General features: G+C 40.6%; 11 protein-coding genes and 1 pseudogene. 7 read left to right on the forward strand and 5 right to left on the reverse strand.

Annotation, left to right across the window (positions count from 1 at the left end):
- Positions 1–255 precede the first annotated feature (255 nt).
- Positions 256–1,590 (forward strand): hypothetical protein, encoded by a 1,335-nt coding sequence (locus B3297_RS18315; RefSeq protein ID WP_070565366.1) that lies wholly within the window; start codon positions 256–258, stop codon positions 1,588–1,590.
- Positions 1,591–1,654: 64 nt separating this feature from the next.
- Here B3297_RS18315 and B3297_RS18320 read toward each other — a convergent pair whose 3' ends face one another.
- Complete coding sequence (locus B3297_RS18320) at positions 1,655–2,455, reverse strand: GntR family transcriptional regulator (protein WP_254667693.1); 801 nt, start codon at positions 2,453–2,455, stop codon at positions 1,655–1,657.
- Between the two features lie 27 nt (positions 2,456–2,482).
- Between B3297_RS18320 and B3297_RS18325 the strand changes: the two genes are divergently transcribed.
- The 3 genes from B3297_RS18325 to B3297_RS18335 are packed head-to-tail and all read left to right on the forward strand — an operon-like array spanning position 2,483 to position 6,954.
- Positions 2,483–3,820 (forward strand): sugar porter family MFS transporter, encoded by a 1,338-nt coding sequence (locus tag B3297_RS18325; protein ID WP_070565368.1) that lies wholly within the window; start codon positions 2,483–2,485, stop codon positions 3,818–3,820.
- A 50-nt stretch (positions 3,821–3,870) separates the two neighbouring features.
- Positions 3,871–5,625 (forward strand): class I mannose-6-phosphate isomerase, encoded by a 1,755-nt coding sequence (locus B3297_RS18330; RefSeq protein WP_070565370.1) that lies wholly within the window; start codon positions 3,871–3,873, stop codon positions 5,623–5,625.
- A gap of 30 nt (positions 5,626–5,655) precedes the next feature.
- A complete protein-coding gene (locus tag B3297_RS18335) occupies positions 5,656–6,954 on the forward strand; it encodes a hypothetical protein (protein ID WP_286710002.1) in 1,299 nt (432 codons plus the stop codon).
- Positions 6,955–7,299: 345 nt separating this feature from the next.
- Here B3297_RS18335 and B3297_RS18340 read toward each other — a convergent pair whose 3' ends face one another.
- The 4 genes from B3297_RS18340 to B3297_RS18355 all read right to left on the reverse strand — a co-directional run bounded on the left by B3297_RS18340 (position 7,300) and on the right by B3297_RS18355 (position 14,016).
- Entirely contained in the window at positions 7,300–8,712 is a 1,413-nt protein-coding gene (locus B3297_RS18340; RefSeq protein WP_286710001.1) for a c-type cytochrome domain-containing protein, read from the reverse strand.
- Positions 8,709–9,581 (reverse strand): sugar phosphate isomerase/epimerase family protein, encoded by an 873-nt coding sequence (locus B3297_RS18345; protein ID WP_286779227.1) that lies wholly within the window; start codon positions 9,579–9,581, stop codon positions 8,709–8,711. The genes B3297_RS18340 and B3297_RS18345 overlap by 4 nt, the downstream gene beginning before the upstream one ends.
- A 4-nt stretch (positions 9,582–9,585) precedes the next feature.
- On the reverse strand, positions 9,586–11,085 hold the full coding sequence (locus B3297_RS18350) for a DUF1501 domain-containing protein (protein ID WP_070565376.1): 1,500 nt from the start codon (positions 11,083–11,085) through the stop codon (positions 9,586–9,588).
- Positions 11,086–11,259: 174 nt separating this feature from the next.
- On the reverse strand, positions 11,260–14,016 hold the full coding sequence (locus B3297_RS18355; protein WP_070565378.1) for a DUF1553 domain-containing protein: 2,757 nt from the start codon (positions 14,014–14,016) through the stop codon (positions 11,260–11,262).
- Positions 14,017–14,531: 515 nt separating this feature from the next.
- Between B3297_RS18355 and B3297_RS18360 the strand changes: the two genes are divergently transcribed.
- The 3 genes and pseudogenes from B3297_RS18360 to B3297_RS18370 all read left to right on the forward strand — a co-directional run bounded on the left by B3297_RS18360 (position 14,532) and on the right by B3297_RS18370 (position 19,429).
- Positions 14,532–16,769 (forward strand): glycosyl hydrolase family 95 catalytic domain-containing protein, encoded by a 2,238-nt coding sequence (locus tag B3297_RS18360; RefSeq protein WP_070565380.1) that lies wholly within the window; start codon positions 14,532–14,534, stop codon positions 16,767–16,769.
- Positions 16,770–17,104: 335 nt separating this feature from the next.
- Positions 17,105–17,341: pseudogene (locus B3297_RS18365) on the forward strand (carboxypeptidase regulatory-like domain-containing protein); the annotation flags it as partial.
- 81 nt (positions 17,342–17,422) lie between these two features.
- Positions 17,423–19,429, forward strand: a complete 2,007-nt coding sequence (locus B3297_RS18370) for a TonB-dependent siderophore receptor (protein ID WP_254667695.1) — start codon at positions 17,423–17,425, stop codon at positions 19,427–19,429.
- Positions 19,430–19,431: the final 2 nt, after the last annotated feature.

Genomic DNA, 19,431 nt, shown 5'->3' on the forward strand with positions numbered 1-19,431 from the left:
ATCGCAACGCCTAGATTTGTAAAATTTTAAATACTAATCAAATAAAACACTATTAAAGCTTAAATACTGACATTTTTCCATAACTTTGATTGTACATACATATTAAAATATAACCAGTAAATAAATTCAAAAAAATACACATCGAACGGTTGATCTTCGATCACAAGCCTGAAATAAATACAAATTAACGTTGAAATAAATACCAATGATTGACAGGTACACTTGTCAATCCTAATTAATTACAATACAACCACAATGAAAAAAAACACCACATTTTTTAGTCTAATACTTCTGTTACTCGGAACCCAACTATCAGCACAACAAACAAAACCCGACCGTATCGCGCAACTTAAGTTAGCAAAAAGCATTCTAGCGGATCAAAACCTAAAATATGTGGACAGCCTTGCCCGAGAGGTCATCAAAGAAGGTTTCAATGCGGGAAGTGGCTACTCACAAATTTGGGCCAGAGATCTCAATACATTCATCGAAACCGCATTGGAAGAGCGGTCCCAAGCGGACATTAGAGGGGCTATTTTAGTATTTTTTAAGATGCAACAGACCAATGGTGAAATGGTAGACGGCTATGTACTAAAGAAAGACTTTACCTGGCATGATGATACACCCTACTATTCAAAAAACGCTCCTGATCATGTGGGTTTTAAAAACACGGTAGAAACCGACCAGGAAACGTCACTCATCCAATTGTTGGGTAAATACATAATAAAAACAAAGGATTACAGTATCTTGGAAGAGTCTATCGGTGGAATTTCTGTAAAAGACCGTATCCAACTTATGTTGGATTATCTGAAAAAGGAACGGTTCAACCAAAAGTATCAGCTACTTTGGGGTGCGATGACAGCAGATTGGGGAGATGTACAGCCCAACGACAGCTTTGGTTGTGATTGGAATGACCAACTTTCCAATGAGGCAATCGATATTTATGACAACGCGATGTTTATTATTGCATTGCAGACCTTGATTGAAATCCAGCCCAACTCTCCCAAGGAGGTGGAATGGAAAGGATTAAAAAAGAGTCTCGAAACGAACAGTAGACGTTCTTTATGGGATAAGAAAAAACAAAAATTCATTCCGCACATATACCCTAAGACATCACCTATTTCTAAAGGATTTGATGAAAATACGATCCATTATCATGGCGGCACCGCCATCGCTATAGAAGCGGGGCTACTAACACCTTCAGAAATAAAAACAGTCAACAAACAAATGCTTGAAAACGTGCGGTTATCTGGCATGCCGAGTATTGGATTGACCTTATACCCAACCTATCCAGTTGGATTTTTCATCGGCGGAATGGCTCAGCCTTACCAATACCAAAATGGTGGTGATTGGACCTGGTTTGGCGGACGGATGATCCAGCAACTCGTTTTAAACGGTTTCTATCCGGAAGCCTATACCGAACTCCAACCGATGATCGATCGGGTTGTGAAAAACAAAGGATTTTACGAATGGTATGATCAAAATAACGTACCCAGTGGATCAGGAAAATTCAAAGGTTCAGCAGGCGTGCTGAGTAAAGCAATAGCTCTCCTAGAAAGCTGGGCTGAAACTACCCTGGAAAAGAATCATTAAAAGAATAAATAAATTAGCTATTCACTCATCCAATTGATCCATTCAAAAAGGATGAGTGAATTCCCTAATAATCTCTTCTGCTTTCGACAGTATAGGTAAAACTTTCCGCGCGGTAGAACCCCAAATTATATTCAATCGGCTTCCCAGATTGGTCAAATACAAAGCGCTTGCGGGACAGAATAGGATCACCGATATTAATCTCCAATTTATCAGCTATAAATTTATTTGCGGCCATTGCATCCAGCTCTTCCTGAGAAAGATCTGCAACGACATGATAATCTGCTTCTAAGATCTCATATAAAGGTCTCTTAAAATCTTCATCGCCGTTTAAACCTATACGCGGATGGAAGTAAGAGATAAAATAAACAAATGGGTCATCTTTCTTTCCTCTCAGACGTTCTAGTTTTAATAGCTTTTGGTCCTCATCTACATTAAAAAACTTCGAGACTGCTTTATCCGGAACAACCCAGCTGACGTGAAGCTCAAAATTCTTTACCTCAATTCCTCGGTTTTTCATCTCTTGTGAGAAACTCAGCCAATTCTTGGATTTGGAACTAAATTTGGAACTGGCCACCTTCGTGCCTATTCCCTTCTTTCTAATGAGCAACTCCTCGTAGACTAGTTTATTGATCGCCAAACGCAAAGTAGAACGGGAAATTGCCAATCTTTTTGCTAATTCAATTTCGTTGGGCAATAACTTACCCTCTATATATTCAGGCTGCTTAATTAATTCGCGTAACAGATTCTCTGCTTGTATATGCAGCGGAACAGGGCTTTTATGATCTATTTTTAAATTCATCAGTTGGATTGCTTGTGCTAAAATAAGATTTTTTGCATAATTAAAAAAATAGATATATGTTTGCATGTATATACATATTAATATAAACCGCAGATGTCAAAGAGATTTATCATCATTTTATGTATCGTTTCACTTGGAGGACTCCTTTTCGGTTTCGATATGGCTGTAATTGCAGGTGCATTGCCGTTAGTAAAGCAATTTTTCGGACTATCTCCTGCTCAAGAGGGCGTTTTTGTCAGTTCAGCCCTGCTAGGCTGTATTGTTGGTGTATTTTTCACAGGACCATTAACAGATAAATACGGCCGAAAACCAGCCTTTGTTACTGCGGCCCTGCTCTTTTTATGCTCAGCAATTGGCTGTGGATTCAGTCCTTCTTATAGCATATTAATTGCAAGTAGAAGCATTGGGGGCTTGGGTGTTGGAATAGCCTCAATCGTTGTGCCCTTATATCTCGCGGAAATATCGCCAAGTAAATTTAGAGGAAGATCAGTCACCTGTTACCAACTCGCTATTACATTCGGTATTCTTTTTGCGTATATCAGCAATTATTTGATTCTCGAATATAGCTCCGCACAGCAAAATGAACTCTGGCGAACTATGTTTTTAATTGGTGCAGTACCGGCTTTATTGTTATGTATCAAAGTTTACTTTATTCCTGAAAGTCCACGTTGGCTATCTAAAAATGGGCGGAACACGGAAGTTGCAGCGATCAGTGGCGCATTAGGACTATCGGATATACAAGAGGTCGGCAACGTTTCCTCGAAGGGAAATCTACGTGATCTCTTCTCGCCTATTTATCGCAAGGCCTTCCTATTGGGCTTATTCCTTCCTTTATTTTCACAGCTCAGTGGCATAAACGCAATTGTCTACTATGGTCCGAGCATATTGCTTGAATCTGGTATTTCATTAAATAATTCCTATCATGCTCAACTATTCTTTGGAGCCGCCAATGTGTTATTTACTTTCTTTGCCATCTGGAAGGTTGACAATTGGGGTAGACGTCCCTTATATCTTTTGGGAACGGTAGGTGCTACCCTGAGTTTGCTGGTTACTGGATATCTTTTTAATCAAGGTCAAGTCAATAATATCGCATTGATTATCGCTATACTTTCGTTCTTATTTTTCTTTGCTTTTTCCATTGGCCCGCTAAAATTTGTTGTGGCGGCCGAAATCTTCCCAAATGCCATCCGGGCTCGTGCCATGGGTATCAGTATTATGGTGATGTGGATTTCCGATGCTATCGTGGGACAACTAACACCCATTCTACTCGCTTCCTGGGGGGCCCGCTATACGTTCTGGTTGTTTGCATTTTTCTGTGCCATCGCATTCCTTGTTGTACTTGCATTCCTTCCGGAAACAAAGGGCAAACCTTTGGAAGAGATCGAAAAATTCTGGATTGAAAAGCACAATAAAAAATCAACAAACAAGTAAGCAAAAAGCGACTTAATCCAACATCATTCATTTGCAATAAATTACATTATATGTATTCTAATACTCAAACAAAACCTTTTCAGTACGAAATCACACCGACGTTTCCGGTTCAAGGAACACTATCAAATTCCTACACGGATCTTGTTGCACATCTCATTACACATAATATACATAGCATTGATGGTTTTGTAGGTGTTGACTGGGCTACAATCATCCTCAAGCTAAAGCAAGAATTTGAAAAACAGGGCGTAACTCCCCGATTTATTGCCATGGATTCAGCTTTAAAAACTGAATCAGCGATCCAGGAGCTTGTCGCACCATACCTCGGTGGCGACGATCCATTATTTGGAAAAAAGGCCGGGATTCAACTCATTGAATACTTTGACACCCAAAAGCTTGCGGACCTTCAAACCATACGAGCAAACGCCGAATCAATACAAGCTGAGTATACCATCTTTTATGGCCCTGGAGCATCATTAGTCGATACGTCTAGTCAGCTGATGTTTATTGATCTGCCCAAAAACGTGCTAATTCAACGTATGCGTGCGGGAGAAGCTTTAAACTTAGGTTGTTCAACACAGACCAATCAAAAGGAAACCTACAAGCGTTACTATTTTGTCGATTGGGAAATATTGAATAGACATAAAAGGTCTATCCTTTCCCGTGTCGAAATTCTTGCCGATCAACAATCGTCCCAAAACCTACCATGGATCACAGGGAAGGATCTACATGCTACTTTGCTGGCCATGTCCCAAAATTACTTCCGCGTACGACCAACTTTTGAACCCGGCGTATGGGGTGGACAGTGGATGAAAGAGCACCTTTCAGGCATAGATCAGCATGTCAAAAACTATGCGTGGTCCTTCGAAATGATTGTCCCTGAGAATGGCATTTTGCTCGAAGCAGATGGACATACACTTGAAATTTCATTTGATCAATTGATGTTTCAAGAAAGTGCCAATGTGCTTGGTCATGCCCAGCAACGTTTCGATGTTGAATTCCCGATACGCTTCAATTTTCTGGATACCTTTGATGGCGGCAACCTATCCATTCAATGTCACCCTAGTCCAGCCTATGCAAAAACAGAATTTGGAGAAAACTCCACACAGGACGAATCATACTATATCGTTGATAGAAAAGAGGACGCACAAGTGTATCTGGGCTTTCAGCAATCCATTGATGCAGACAAATTTCGCTCAGCTTTAGAAGAGAGCTTCCATACCGGAACAGCCATGGATATCGAGCAATACGTTCAAAAATTCGAATCCAAGAAACACCAATTGTATTTGATACCACATGGTACTGTACATTCTTCCGGCGTGAATAATCTCGTACTCGAAATCAGTGCAACACCTTACAATTATACCTTTAAAATGTACGACTGGGTGCGTCCGGATTTAGATGGGAAACCACGCCCATTAAATATTGATAGAGCATTCGCCAACCTCAATTTTAGCCGAAAAGGTGATGTCGTAAAAAACACGCTGCTTGCTCAGCCCACTGAAGTAGCCCTTGATGCGCAAGCAACAAGAATACATTTGCCAACGCATGAAGATCATTTCTACGATGTTTTTAGATACGAATTCGATCAGGATGTTGCAATTGAAACACAAGGACAGTGTCACATCATGATGCTTGTGGAGGGGGAGGCAATTGAGCTGATGACAGCAAATGGCATGAAGAAAGTCTTTCATTATGCTGAGACTTTTGCTGTTCCTGCTGCTGCCGGATCCTATACATTGCGTAATTTAGGAAACGATAAGGCAAAGGTTATCCAATCTTTTGTCAAAGAATCCAAATGTTAATCAAACCATTTACTATAAACTAACAGCACAATGAGAACTCTATTTTTTGCGTTATCTTCGTCTCTCCTATTACTGTCCTGCCAAAATGCTGGCGGTAAGGTTTCGACAAGCAATTTACAGGACAGCATCCAAAAAGACAGCAGCTTCAATCTTGTCAAAGATATGGCTACGAACGTCATTAAAAGTGGATTCAATGCGGGGGATGGATACAGTGAGGTGTGGATTAGAGATTACAATACATTTATCACCTTAGCAACAAAAGTCCATCCCCATGAACAGATCAAAGATCAATTAGCTTTGTTTTTTAAGCTACAAGGTCCTGATGGTAATATTGCCGATGGTTTTGTCAAAAAATCCAGCTTAAAAAATGGCGTATCGGACTATTATACCATCACTAGTCCCTTAGCTCCTGATTATGCAGCACACAAAAATACAGTTGAAACGGACCAGGAGTCTTCTTTGATCCAAGCGGTACATAAATATATCGTTGCAACGAAAGATAAGGCTTTTCTCGATGAAAAAATTGGAAATGCGGCTGTAAAGGATCGCATGGAGCATGCTTTACAATTTTTATTGGACAAACGTTATAATGCTACTTATGGTTTACTTTGGGGCGCAACTACAGTCGATTGGGGTGACGTTCAACCTGAACACGATTGGGGTGTCCACCTGGATGAAAATTCGCATATTGCTTTGGACATCTACGACAATGCAATGTTTTTGATCGCGCTTGACAATTACATGGATCTTTTCCCTGAGAAAAAAGAAAAGTGGGGAAAAATCAGAGCGTCTATAGCAAGTAATACCATGAAACACCTTTGGGACGAAAAGAACCAAAAGTTTATTCCCCATATTTATATCAAAGGCTCTCCATTTGCGGCTGATTTTGATGAAAATCAAATCTATTATCATGGTGGAACAGCAATTGCTATTGAGGCTAATTTGCTCAGCAAAGAGCAAATAAAAGTTTCATTGGATAAAATGATTAAAAATGTAAAAGATGCTGGTGCAGCAACAATTGGACTTACTGTGTACCCGACTTATCCGGCAGGCTCGTTTAAGAACAAAGGCATGTATCCTTACGGTTATCAAAATGGTGGGGACTGGACTTGGTTTGGTGGTCGTATGATTCAGCAGCTTGTTAAAAATGGCTTTCAACAGGAAGCTTATGCGCAAATACAGCCGATGCTTGCCCGTGTTATCAAAAACAAAGGATTTTATGAATGGTACACAAAAGATAACAAACTAGAGGGCTCTGGAACTTTTAGAGGTGAAGCAGGTGTCCTTTACGATGCCATCGAGTTATTAGAAGGTGCTGGCACGAAATAAAAACAGCTTATCGTGATGTAAAAAGAGCAGCAGGAAATTCCTTGCTGCTCTTTTATTTGAAATCGTCACCTCCGCATTCCTATTCCTATTCCTATTCCTATTCCTATTCCTATTCCTATTCCTATTCCTATTCCTATTCCTATTCCTATTCCTATTCCTATTCCTCCTATCCTACTCTAGCGCATTTTGTCTCATTCCCCTTATACATTCGCTTCACATCTGCTAAAAAATCCTGTTTATTTTCCTTAAATTACTTGTCCATGTCGCCCCAATCGTTAAATTATACAATAATATTTCATTCGGATTGCGGATTTCCAGCGTATAGCCAGCAATTCCAACAACAGCTCAAAACCTGATTGTATCGGTTTCAATAAAAGGCAAACTATAATTACCGGTATCTGCCTTAATCTTAGCGTTCAACTGCTTTATCGTAGCGACTTCCTGATTTGCGGTTTTATAGAGATAGACGTTTTTTAAACTCGGAAGGTCCTTCAGTTTTGACAGACCTTTTGAGGTAACTTTTGTTCCCGTCAGATTTAAATACGTTAATTTTGACAGACCTTTCAACTGGCTCAATCCGGCATCGGAAATTTCTGTATTTTCTAGATGTAGGCGGGAAAGACTCGGCATTGCCGAAAATATTGAGAAAGCAAGATCTGTAACAGCTGTATTTCCTAATTTCAGCTGTACAATATTATCCTTAATACTTAATAATTCCTGTAGGTCCTTATCATTAAATTGAGGATAATTAATGGCATTAACCAACACAAAGTTATTATCTTTTGCAACTTGGATGATCTTAATACCCTTAGCCTGCCAAGCATCGATTTTATCTTTTGGCAAAGCTGGCGCTGCAGGTAAATCTGCATATAATACCGATGGAGTGTCTTTTTCCCCTGTTTCCAATTTTTTCAACAAATGAGCGATTTCCTCCGTTTGTGGTATTTCACGCACTTTTTTATCAAAATTGGCTCCTTGATCTATCCACCAGGCAATCAGTCTGATCTGATCAGGAGTTATCGGCGTACGACCTTTAGGTGGCATTCGCTTCTTATGTCCCTCAGGTAATACCAACCTGGCATATAATTCACTCTTTTTCGAATCGCTTGCATGCAGTACTGTGCCATTCTCTCCTCCTTTTAACAAATTCTCTTTTGTATCCAATGCCAGCCCCCCTTCCTGCTTTTTTTTCCCATGGCAGCTTTGACAACGCTGTTTAAGAATAGGTTGAATAATTCCATTATAGGCATCTGCTTCCTGTGCATTTTGAACGATAAGAACCTCCTCTTTGTCTTCTTCCGTTTTAAACAGCTTTTTTAGTGCCACTGGCATAGCTTCGACAAAGTAGCCCTTTCCATGCGTCAATGTTCCACCATAGTGTCCAGTGACCCCAATCATGATTACTACGAGAAAAAAAAGCCAAAAGCGAAATGCAGCAGAAGATTCTTTACGATAGAGAAACCACAATAATAAGCTGCTCAACGCCACGACAATTCCTAACCACTTGTGATAGCTCAGTACATCCTCCTCATAACCTCCATTTCGTGAAAGCAGATAACCCGATAAAGCAGCCACTATGGCGGCTATAGTCCCTAGGAATAAGGAGAGCTTAATAGCAGGCAAATACATAGCTCCGCCTTTAAACTGCGCAATAATTGCCATAACAAAAGCCAACAACAATATGCCGATCGGTAGGTGGACCAAAAGAGGATGAAATCGTCCCGAAAAGCCCAATAATTCATCAAAGAAAACCATCATTCTTTATATCTGTCTTTGAGTAAATGCAACATATAGACATTGATTGACCACTGATCGGCCACCGGTTGTTGTGTAAATGGCAATGTGGGTAAATAACCCGCTGGGCCAAACTCGGTTGTTATGGTTAATAACTTCATCCCATTTTCCTTGTGTTTAGCAACAACTTTATCCCACCAAGCCAAATGTTGTGCAACAATACTCTCCCATTCGGGAGCGGCGGGGTCGTTGACTTGTGGTCCTTCGGGATGCCCAATGCGTGCATGAATTTGCTCAGTTCTAGAAAGTGCCTTTGTTACAGCATCGGTCTGATCAGAAAGCATTGATTCGTGTACATTGCACCAATGCGAAATATCCAACGCAAGTTGTAACGTCGGAATCTTCTCTAAATATTCTTTTGTTACATGGGCTGCAAAACTAAATCTTCCGCGATGAGTCTCATGATAAACGGGGATATGGTACTTATTTTTAGCTGCATCAGCAAGCTCAATCAATGTTTTGTTCTGTTCAAACGAGTAATAATCTTTACCTGTATGGCAATTAATATAATCGGGTTTCAGCTGTGCTGCTTCATCCAAATTACGCTTAAAACTTTCTTTATATTCCTCATAAGTTCCACCAGATCCCCCTGAAAGTAACCCTAAACTCAATCCATGTTTATGTAATGCATCGATCATCTCTTTGCGCTCTTTGGGACTACCAGGTAACCAAGATTCAACACCATCGTAACCTGCATTTTTCACACGGAGACAGAACGTATCCCAGGAATCACTATTTCCCCAATTGGTGCAATAATATTTAATGTGCAACTGCTGGGCAGTCATGGATAGAAAACTGCTCATAAATAAAATTAATACTAGAAATTGTTTCATTTTTTTAAATTATAGCTTGAATTAGTTCACCCTCCACATCTGTCAATCGGAATGGCCTTCCCTGAAAATCGTATGTAAATTTCTCATGATCAAAACCCAAAAGATGAAGCATGGTCGCATGGACATCGTGTACAGAACTACGCCCTTCTACCCCGGCGAACCCGATATCATCGGTTTGACCGTAACTTATACCATTACGAACTCCTCCACCTGCCATCCAGATGGTATAGGCATCGGTATGATGATCACGTCCCAGGAATGGCATGTCGCTGTTGTCCCTATTTTCTTGCATCGGTGTGCGCCCAAATTCCCCGCCCCACACCACCAGTGTTTCTTCCAGCAAACCACGTTGCTTTAGATCCATAATCAATGCGGTCATAGGTCGATCAATCTCTCGGCATTCATTTCTAAAACCGAGATCAATCGAATCTGCTGGATTAGTACCGTGACTGTCCCAGCCCCAATCAAATAACTGAACGAATCGTACCCCTTGTTCTACGAGTTTCCGAGCCAATAGGCAATTATTGGCGAACGATTCCTTACCAGGCTCTGTTCCGTACAATTCGTGAATATAAGCCGGTTCATTATTGATGTCCATCACTTCAGGTACGGCTACCTGCATTTTATAAGCCATCTCATATTGTGCGATCCGCGACAAGGTTTCGGGGTCTTTAAAGGTATCATACTCTGTTTTGTTGACGCTATTTATGGCATCAATCAAATCACGCTTCATACCCCTTCCCATTCCTTCAGGATCGGCAATGTACAATACGGGATCACCCTTTGAACGACATTGAACGCCTTGGTATACCGATGGTAAAAATCCACTTCCCCAGACACTTTTACCAGCATCAGGCGTTTTACCTCCCGATGTTAACACAACAAAACCGGGTAAATTGCTATTTTCAGATCCCAGACCATAAGTTACCCATGAACCAATGCTAGGGCGACCGAGACGGGCACTTCCTGTATGCATAAACAATTGGGCCGGGCCGTGATTGAACTGATCGGTATGCACAGCCTTCAGAAAACTCACTTCATCAACGACTTTACTAAAATGAGGCAAATGATCTGATACCCAAGCCCCACTTGCTCCATACTGTTTAAAAGTAGCCTGTGGTCCCAGCATTTTTGGAATCCCACGAATAAAAGCAAATTTCTTTCCTGCAAGCAAGGACTCCGGACAAGGTTGATTATGTAATTTCTGCAAGGCAGGCTTGTAATCAAATAACTCCAATTGTGATGGAGCGCCAGCCATATGCAGGTAAATGACACTTTTAGCCTTACCTGGGAAATGAGGTGGCTTGGGCACAAGTGGATTGAGTGCATTCAGATCCAACTTTTCTGCTGATTTTGACTGTCCCCATCCATTACAACTCGTTAACAAACTCCCCAAAGCAATACCGCCGATACCGGCCACACAATCTTTTAGAAAATGTCTTCTGGTGACAGCCTGCAATTCAAATTGTTGCGCTTCTTTTATTAGCTTATTTAGGTCTTTCATCTGACTATCATTACGTATGAACGGGCTGTGTCTCTAAAATTTTAGTGCGCAGCTTTAGCTCATTTCGGTTTATATTCTTACTATTTTATAGGTCTAACCTTCTCAATAAAAGACTTCGTTTTCATACGATAGTCCTTATTCAGAAGTTTCGGTCCATATTTATCATTTCAATATTTATGATTTCGTTAAAAATTCGTCCAAATTCAACACTGCATTCGCAACAAGCATGTAGGCAGCTTTTGAAGGCAGGACCTTTACATTGCTTTTTGCTAAATCTTCATTCAAAAATTTGGCTGCCGAATCAGGTTTTTTGCTGAAATCAACCAATGCCTTTTGATAAAGATGTTCCAGCTCTTTGAGTTTCTTTTCATCGGCATCCTTCAACATGGCACGTTTATAACCGACACGAATACCATTTCTAAGGTTTCCATTTCCCTCTTTCTCCATAATAGTCCCCAGATGTTTAGCCGCTTCGAGATAAACAGGATCATTTAATGTGGCAAGCGCTTGCAGCGGTGTATTGGTGCGAATACGGTCGACCAAACAAACCTCCCTGCTAGAAGCATCAAAAGAAACAAAAGACGGATAAGGACTCGTACGCTTTAAAAACGTATAGATGCCCCTTCGGTATTGATCTTCTCCAGCACTTTTCACCCAGGACTCACCGCTATATACAGTCATCCATACCCCATCAGGTTGGTAGGGCATTACACTTGGTCCATACATTTTGTTGCTGAGCAATCCACTTACAGCTAAAGCTTGGTCACGAATCTGTTCGGCAGATAATCTAAACCGAGGTCCCCTTGCCAAATAATAATTCTGTGGATCCTTCTCAAAATTGGAATTGTTCAAGCTAGAGGACTGCTTATACGTTCCGGATAAGACAATCTCGCGGATCAGTTTTTTAACGCTCCACTTTTTGGTATTCATCAGATCTAGGGCAAGGTAATCCAATAACTCTCGGTGAATTGGCGGGATACTCTGAGTGCCCATATCTCCCAATGGTTCAACTAGGCCCCGGCCAAATAGCTGTGCCCATACGCGATTAACTAAGGTTCGTGCTGTCAAGGGGTTTTCCTTACTGACAATCCACTGCGCAAACCCCAGACGGTTGCGCGGAGCGCCTTTCGGGAAACTATTCAGTGAAGCCGGAACTGTAGGCTGTACTTCCGCCCCCAGAGACAGACGGTTACCACGTATAAATACATTTGTTTTACGATGCATGTCTTTGGGATTTTCAATCATGATTGGCACACCTTCGGGTTGCATGTTGACCAACTGGAGAAAAGTCTTTTGAAAATTCATATTATCCAGTGACTTTTCATGTGGAAAGTTCTCACGAAATGCAAACCATTCAATCATGCAGATCGGCTGCCCATGCGCCACAGATGGATTTTTGAAAACCAGATATAAGTCATGTACACCGCGAGTCGGGAGTATGGGAGACTGAATAACCTGTCTTCCATTTGTACTCGGCAAATCAATAACGGCGAGAATTGGTCCTGTAGGTTTATCCACGTGAATTTCTAATTTTCCACCTACCGCGCCTGTCCAGAAATTCATAAAAAATTGCTGTTTATTATCCAAGTTTATTGCCCTTAACCGAGCCGATCCTCCAGTTCTAACCCCCAACCATTTCGTATCATAAAGCGCACCATCTACTATTTGATCGCTGTAATGCGCATGTATTTTGGGTTCAAGAGTGTGAAGGAATAGATCTGTTGATTTTACCAAGCTTGTATTTCCTGTCGTCGACAACCACCTTTTTATACTGTCAATTCGCTTTTCATCTTGTGCCGTATAAAAACGAAGTTTAGGATGATCACCTTGGGTGTCTTCATCTCTGGTGTTGTTAAAAAAAGCTAACGATTTATAATACTCTTCAAATTTAAAGGGATCATAAGTATGGCTATAGCATTGCACGCATTCGAAGGTTGTACTCAACCATACTTGATAGGTTGTATTTAAGCGATCCAAAACCGCAGCCATCCGAAATTCCTCACTATCGGTCCCCCCTTCATCATTATTCATGGTATTGCGATGGAAGGCGGTTGCGATAAGTTGATCCTTGGTTGGCTCCGGGAGCAAATCCCCAGCGAGCTGTTCAATCGTAAATTCATCATAAGGCATATCCTTGTTCAAGGCCTTAATGACCCAATCCCGATAGGACCATATCGTGCGCGAACCATCCTTCTCGTAACCCTTCGTATCTGCATATCGCGCCATATCCAACCACCAACTCGCCCACTTTTCGCCATATTTCTGCGACGCCAGCAAACTATCTACACGCAAGGTATAAGCATCATCACGCTGATCTGCTTCAAAGGCTTGAATTTCTGCCAACGTGGGTGGAATACCAATCAGATCTAAATACACTCTCCGTAACAACAGTGCTTTATCGGCCTCATCAGCAAAGGATAATTTCTTCTCCTTCATCTTATCCAAAACAAAAAAATCAATCGTATTATTCACCCCTTTAGGTTTGACACCAAATATGCCGAGCAATGAAAAAGGTTTAGGTACCTCAGTCTCCTTGGGCGTTGTATATGCCCAATGCTCTCCCCATTTGGCACCTTCATCGATCCATCTTTTGAGTATATCAATTTCATCATCGTTCAGTTTAGGGGCATTGTAAGGCATACGCAATTCAGGGTCATCGGAAATCAGTCTCTTTACCAGTTCACTATGTTCGCCATCGCCACGAATAATTGCTGGTTTGCCAGACTCGGCTTTGGCGAAAGCCTCATTTTCAAAAAGAAAACTTAGTCCGCCATTTTTTTTAACCCCACCATGGCATGTGATACAATGTTTATTCAATATCGGTTTAACATCAGCGCTAAAATCAATTGGCTCTTTCTTTCCAAAGGTCAAAATGCTCGTACCAATAAGCACAAGCGCCAATAATGTTAGCACCACAATCTTTTTTCTCATAGCATTGGGATATATCTACTCTATAACATTTTAGGTTTACGCACTACAACGAAATAAATAATGATTGTTTTTTTCGTTAAGTGGAGCCGAAACTATCCGATAAATGTGCTAGTTTCGAGTAGGATAAAATTAGATAACAACACTGGATTATACTAAAACTGGATTAACAGAAACATAAACAATATTACCCTTTGCTCTTGCAAGATTTTCTGGATACTATATTCCCACTTGCTCAAAAGATTGATTTAAAACAGCATGATGTACTTTTTTCGGTTAAACTGCAGTCCCTAAAAACGGTACTTTTATACCATATTCTTTCGTCTCAAAAAGTATAACAATTTCGATACGAACTCACTTTTTTGATTTCATACACTGCATACATCTCAGTTAAATTTGCTTAAACGTGATTCCAGTATCAGGGCCATCGCTTTGCTAAAATAGTATGCAAAAAAGTAACAATAGTGTCAGTACCTCCCCATCCAGAGTTTTAAATTTACAAGCTAACCCTTTCAATTATGAAATATCTTTATTTAATACTATGCTGTTCGTTTACCCTGTTCTCTTTCGGGCAACCAACACCTGACAACAACCTCCATTTCGATCAGTTGGCTTCGCGATGGGATGAAGCCATTCCCTTGGGAAATGGTCAATTGGGTGCACTGATTTGGAAAAAAGACAATACGATTCGATTTTCACTTGATCGCGCAGATCTATGGGACGAAAGAAAGGCCTTTGCAATAGAAAACCACAATTTCAATTGGGTCCAACAACAAATAAAAAACAACAGCTACGGCAGTGTACAACAGTGGGGAGACGCTCCTTATGACAGATCCCCCTATCCCACTAAGCTTCCAGCAGCGTCGCTGTTCTTTGACTTGGCGAAATTTGGCACTGTCGTTTCAAACGTACTTGATCTGGAACAGGCCACCAATATTCTTAGATTTAAAGATGGTAGGATATTAAAAACCTTCATACATGCCTATAAACCATTTGGCTATTTTGAAATCACAGGAAACAATGTTAGTGACCTTTTACCTCAATTAATTCCACATCAATATGAAAATAACACAAACAAAGACGAAAACAAAAGCGTTGTCGAAGGTCAAGATTTAGCAAGATTAGGGTATAAGCAAGGAAATATAATCCGCACCAGCAACTATGAAGTGCTGCACCAAAATACGTATGATGATCATTTTTTTGAAGTTGTATTGAGGTGGGAAAAAATATCAGCTAAAAAGCTGATTGGTTATTGGACAATCGTCAATGATCAAAAGGCAACCCCATCTGCACTTTCCCTCAAAAAATACACCGAAGAAAAAGCAAGCCATTTGCATTGGTGGTCAAACTATTGGTCCAAATCAAGTATAACCATTCCTGATAAAAATCTTGAAAAACAATATTATCTTGATATGTATAAACTCGGTGCTGTCGCAAGAGAAGGTGCTCCAGCAATTACGCTTCAGGCCGTGTGGACGGCGGATAATGGTGGTCTTCCTCCTTGGAAAGGCGACTTTCACAATGACCTTAATACACAATTAAGCTACTGGCCAGCCTATTCGGGAAATAGATTGGCCGAAGCCAAAAGCTATACGGATTGGCTCTGGAAGATCCGCAAAAAAAACAAGAACTTTACAAAGCAATATTTTGGTGTCGATGGGCTGAATGTACCCGGTGTCCTCACGTTAAATGGAGACCCTATGGGTGGATGGATTCAGTATTCTCTTTCTCCTACTATTGGTGCATGGGCGGCCCAGCATTTTTATTGGCAATGGAAATATAGCATGGATAAAACCTTTCTAAAAGAACAAGCCTATCCCTATATCATGGAATCTGCAACTTACCTTAAAAATATAACCACACTAAAAAATGAACGCCGTTACCTGCTCTTGAGCAGCAGTCCCGAATACAACGAGAATAGTGTATCAGCATGGTTTGACAATTGGACTAATTTCGATCTTAGTTTAGCGCATTTTCTTTTCCAGGCTGCTACAGAGGTGAGTACAGCAATGGGCAAACCGCAAGAAGCAGAGAATTGGTTAAAATGCAAGGCACAACTACCTCACTATGCGACCGATGAAACTGGGCTACAAGTTGCTGTAAATCTTCCAATGAAACATTCCCACCGTCACATGTCTCCCTATATGGCAATTTATCCATTGGATTTATTAGACATCAATAATCCGCAGGAAAAAGAGCTCATTGAGAGCTCCCTAGATCACATTAAAAAACTGGGTACACGTGCGTGGGTTGGTTATTCCTTTGCATGGATGGCTTGTTTACACGCGCGCGCTAAACAAGGAAAGGAAGCCGTAACCAATCTTCGAAAATTTGCGCAGAACTTTTGTTCCTCCAATTCCTTTCATTTGAATGGCGACCAAAAAGACGGGCAATATTCAGACTTTACGTATCGACCATTTACCTTAGAAGGTAACTTTGCATTTGCACAAGGAATACACGAATTGCTCATTCAGAGCAAAAATAACTATGTAGAAGTTTTTCCGGCTTTACCTGCTGAATGGGCAACAGCGTCTTTCAAAAATTTGAGAACGATGGGTGGATTTATCGTAAGCGCTGAAAAAAAAGAAAATAAAATTGTTCTGCTGAAAATAACTGCTACCGAAGATGGTACCTTTCGAATTTTTGAACCCAAGGCACTCATGCACATCAGCACTAAGAAGCTCATACAGAGAGATAACACCATACAATATGTGAAATTAAAAAAGGGACAAACGGTCAACCTATGTAGCCTATAAAAACAATGGATTTGCCTTACCAAATAAAAAAAACACCTTACACAGTACCGATACAGTCAATTTAAGTCAGCTGATAACGTGCAAACAATGCAAAGAGCCCAAATCATCCAAAGCGATAATTTGGGCTCTTTGCATTGTTACATTACATTATTTAGAATGATTATAAAAAATAACAGATAATCCTTTGAAAAATGCAATAGGACCAATAACTTTGCCTCTGTTTATAATTAATCTAAATAAAATATTCAATGAATCGCATCATCATCTACCTTATGTTGCTTGTCCCAGGAGCTCTACTTGCGCAAGCATAGCACAAAGCAGAAATACTGGGTAAAATCCTTTCGTCCGACGGAAAGCCCATTGAAGGGATAACCGTCAGACTACAACCGCAAAACATAACAACTTCTACACGATCTAATGGTTCATATCAATTTAAATCACTTAAGCCGGGTCAGGCAAAATTAGCCATCTCAGCCATAGGTATTCAACCACATGAGCAGGAAGTCGAAATTACGGATGGTAAAAATAGGGTTCCTGATATTTATTTAATTGAAAATCAAGCGACACTGCAAGAGATCGTTATTAATGGTAAAGGAAATAACAAATTCACACGGAAACAGAGTTTATATGTTTCCAAAATGCCACTGAAAAATATGGAGAACGCACAGTCGTATGCTGTCGTTACCAAAGAGTTGCTAAAAAGTCAGGTGAATACAAATTATGATGATGCATTAGCCAACGTTTCAGGAATTGATAAGCTTTGGTCGGCGACTGGACGGCCCGGAGACGGTGTTAGTTACTACACGTTGCGCGGTTTTAGTACGCAGGCTGCCATGATTAATGGTGTAGTCGGTATTTCCAGTACAAGTCCAGACCCTGCGAATCTCGAAACAATTGAAGTGATTAAAGGGCCCTCTGGTTCATTATATGGCGGTGCGGCTGTTGGTTTCGGTGGATTAATCAATAATATCACGAAAAAACCTTTAGATACCGTGGGCGGTCGGGTAAATTATATTTTTGGAAGTTTCGCACAACATCGCCTTACAGCAGATATATATGGCCCATTAACAGCAGATAAAAAATTGCTCGGACGAATCAATACAGCATTATCCCATACAGGTACCTATCAAGACGCAGGATTTAATAAGTCGGTGTTTATTACACCTTCACTAACCTATAAACCAAACGAGAAACTGGATATCCAACTCGATGTTGAACTTTACCAAAACAAGGCTACTAATCCACTGATGGTTTTTCTCAATCGTTCACGTCAATTATTTGCCAGAATCCCCGAGGCACTCCAATTCGATTTTGATAAGTCCTATACTGCTAACGACGTCACATTCAAAAACCCAACCACCAACCTCCGCGGAAATGTAGTGTACCGGTTTAATGAGCGGTGGACGTCCAATACCACTGTAAACTGGAACAACCGGAAGGCAGATGGCTACTTTCAATATGTGATGTACCTACAAAACAGCAATGACACACTTATTAACAGATATGCTTGTAAACAAAATTATGCTGCAAAAAATATCAATGCTCAACAGAACTTTATTGGTGATTTTCATATCGGTGAGCTTCGCAATAGACTACTTGTCGGTCTGGATTATTTATACCAGCAAACAGAAACACATAATTCGCCCTATGTCCTTGTAGACCAGATCAACACAGCAATAGATGATCCAGATTACTATAAATTTAATGCAGGAACCATTGACGCAGCCATAAGCGCTTCAACGGCAGCCAAAACGAACAATAGAGGTCGAAATCAAGTATTGGGAGCCTATGTTTCAAATGTATTGGATCTCACGTCGCAGCTACATTTAAACCTAGCGTTGCGTATGGATTATTTTGATAACAAAGGAACCTACAACTTCGATAAAGACACAACAACTGGGACTTACCATCAGACTGCGTTCTCACCCCGTTTCGGTTTGGTTTATGAAGCTGTAAAAGGTCAGGTATCACTATTCGCCAATTATCAAAATGGGTTTAAAAATGTATCTCCAGTTGTACAGCCACATCCCAGCATCTCGGGAGACTTCAAGCCCCAACAAGCCAAACAATGGGAAGCCGGAGTCAAATTAGACCTTTTAAACAACAAATTAGGCCTGACAGCAAGTTACTATGACATTTCAGTAGATAATATGCTTCGTCCTGACATAGTTACCATTGACGGACAAACCTATAATATTAGTGTACAGGACGGAACGCGCTTGAGCCGGGGAGTTGACTTTGATGTAACATTGGCCCCTATTCAAGGTCTAAACCTCATTATGAACTATAGTTATAACAATAGTAAGATGACTAAAGCAGACAAGAATGTCAACAACCTACGTCCGACAGAAGCTGGGCCTAAACATCTTTCCAACATCTGGGCAAACTATAGCTTACAGCAAGGAAAACTAAAAGGACTAGGATTTGGTATCGGAATGAATTATGCAAGTGAAAATGTAATTACCAATAGTGTTGCAACTGGCACATTTACCCTTCCGTCTTACACACTCTTGAACGCGAGTCTATCTTATGGATTTAAACATTTTGAATTCGCCTTCAAAGCAAACAATTTAGGAAATCAAACTTATTTCAAAGGATGGACAACGGTAAACCCGCAAATGCCTAGAAATATACTTGGAAGTTTTGCCTATCAATTTTAAAA

The sequence above is a fragment of the Sphingobacterium sp. UBA3519 genome, assembly GCF_002377215.1.
Classification (GTDB): domain Bacteria; phylum Bacteroidota; class Bacteroidia; order Sphingobacteriales; family Sphingobacteriaceae; genus Sphingobacterium; species Sphingobacterium multivorum.

What these genes read in the sequence shown, in the direction of transcription:
- B3297_RS18315 (WP_070565366.1), top strand. Translation starts at nt 256, where the DNA reads ATGAAAAAAAACACCACATTTTTTAGTCTAATACTTCTGTTACTCGGA.
- B3297_RS18320 (WP_254667693.1), bottom strand. Translation starts at nt 2,455, where the DNA reads ATGCAAACATATATCTATTTTTTTAATTATGCAAAAAATCTTATTTTA.
- B3297_RS18325 (WP_070565368.1), top strand. Translation starts at nt 2,483, where the DNA reads ATGTCAAAGAGATTTATCATCATTTTATGTATCGTTTCACTTGGAGGA.
- B3297_RS18330 (WP_070565370.1), top strand. Translation starts at nt 3,871, where the DNA reads ATGTATTCTAATACTCAAACAAAACCTTTTCAGTACGAAATCACACCG.
- B3297_RS18335 (WP_286710002.1), top strand. Translation starts at nt 5,656, where the DNA reads ATGAGAACTCTATTTTTTGCGTTATCTTCGTCTCTCCTATTACTGTCC.
- B3297_RS18340 (WP_286710001.1), bottom strand. Translation starts at nt 8,712, where the DNA reads ATGATGGTTTTCTTTGATGAATTATTGGGCTTTTCGGGACGATTTCAT.
- B3297_RS18345 (WP_286779227.1), bottom strand. Translation starts at nt 9,581, where the DNA reads ATGAAACAATTTCTAGTATTAATTTTATTTATGAGCAGTTTTCTATCC.
- B3297_RS18350 (WP_070565376.1), bottom strand. Translation starts at nt 11,085, where the DNA reads ATGAAAGACCTAAATAAGCTAATAAAAGAAGCGCAACAATTTGAATTG.
- B3297_RS18355 (WP_070565378.1), bottom strand. Translation starts at nt 14,016, where the DNA reads ATGAGAAAAAAGATTGTGGTGCTAACATTATTGGCGCTTGTGCTTATT.
- B3297_RS18360 (WP_070565380.1), top strand. Translation starts at nt 14,532, where the DNA reads ATGAAATATCTTTATTTAATACTATGCTGTTCGTTTACCCTGTTCTCT.
- B3297_RS18370 (WP_254667695.1), top strand. Translation starts at nt 17,423, where the DNA reads ATGGAGAACGCACAGTCGTATGCTGTCGTTACCAAAGAGTTGCTAAAA.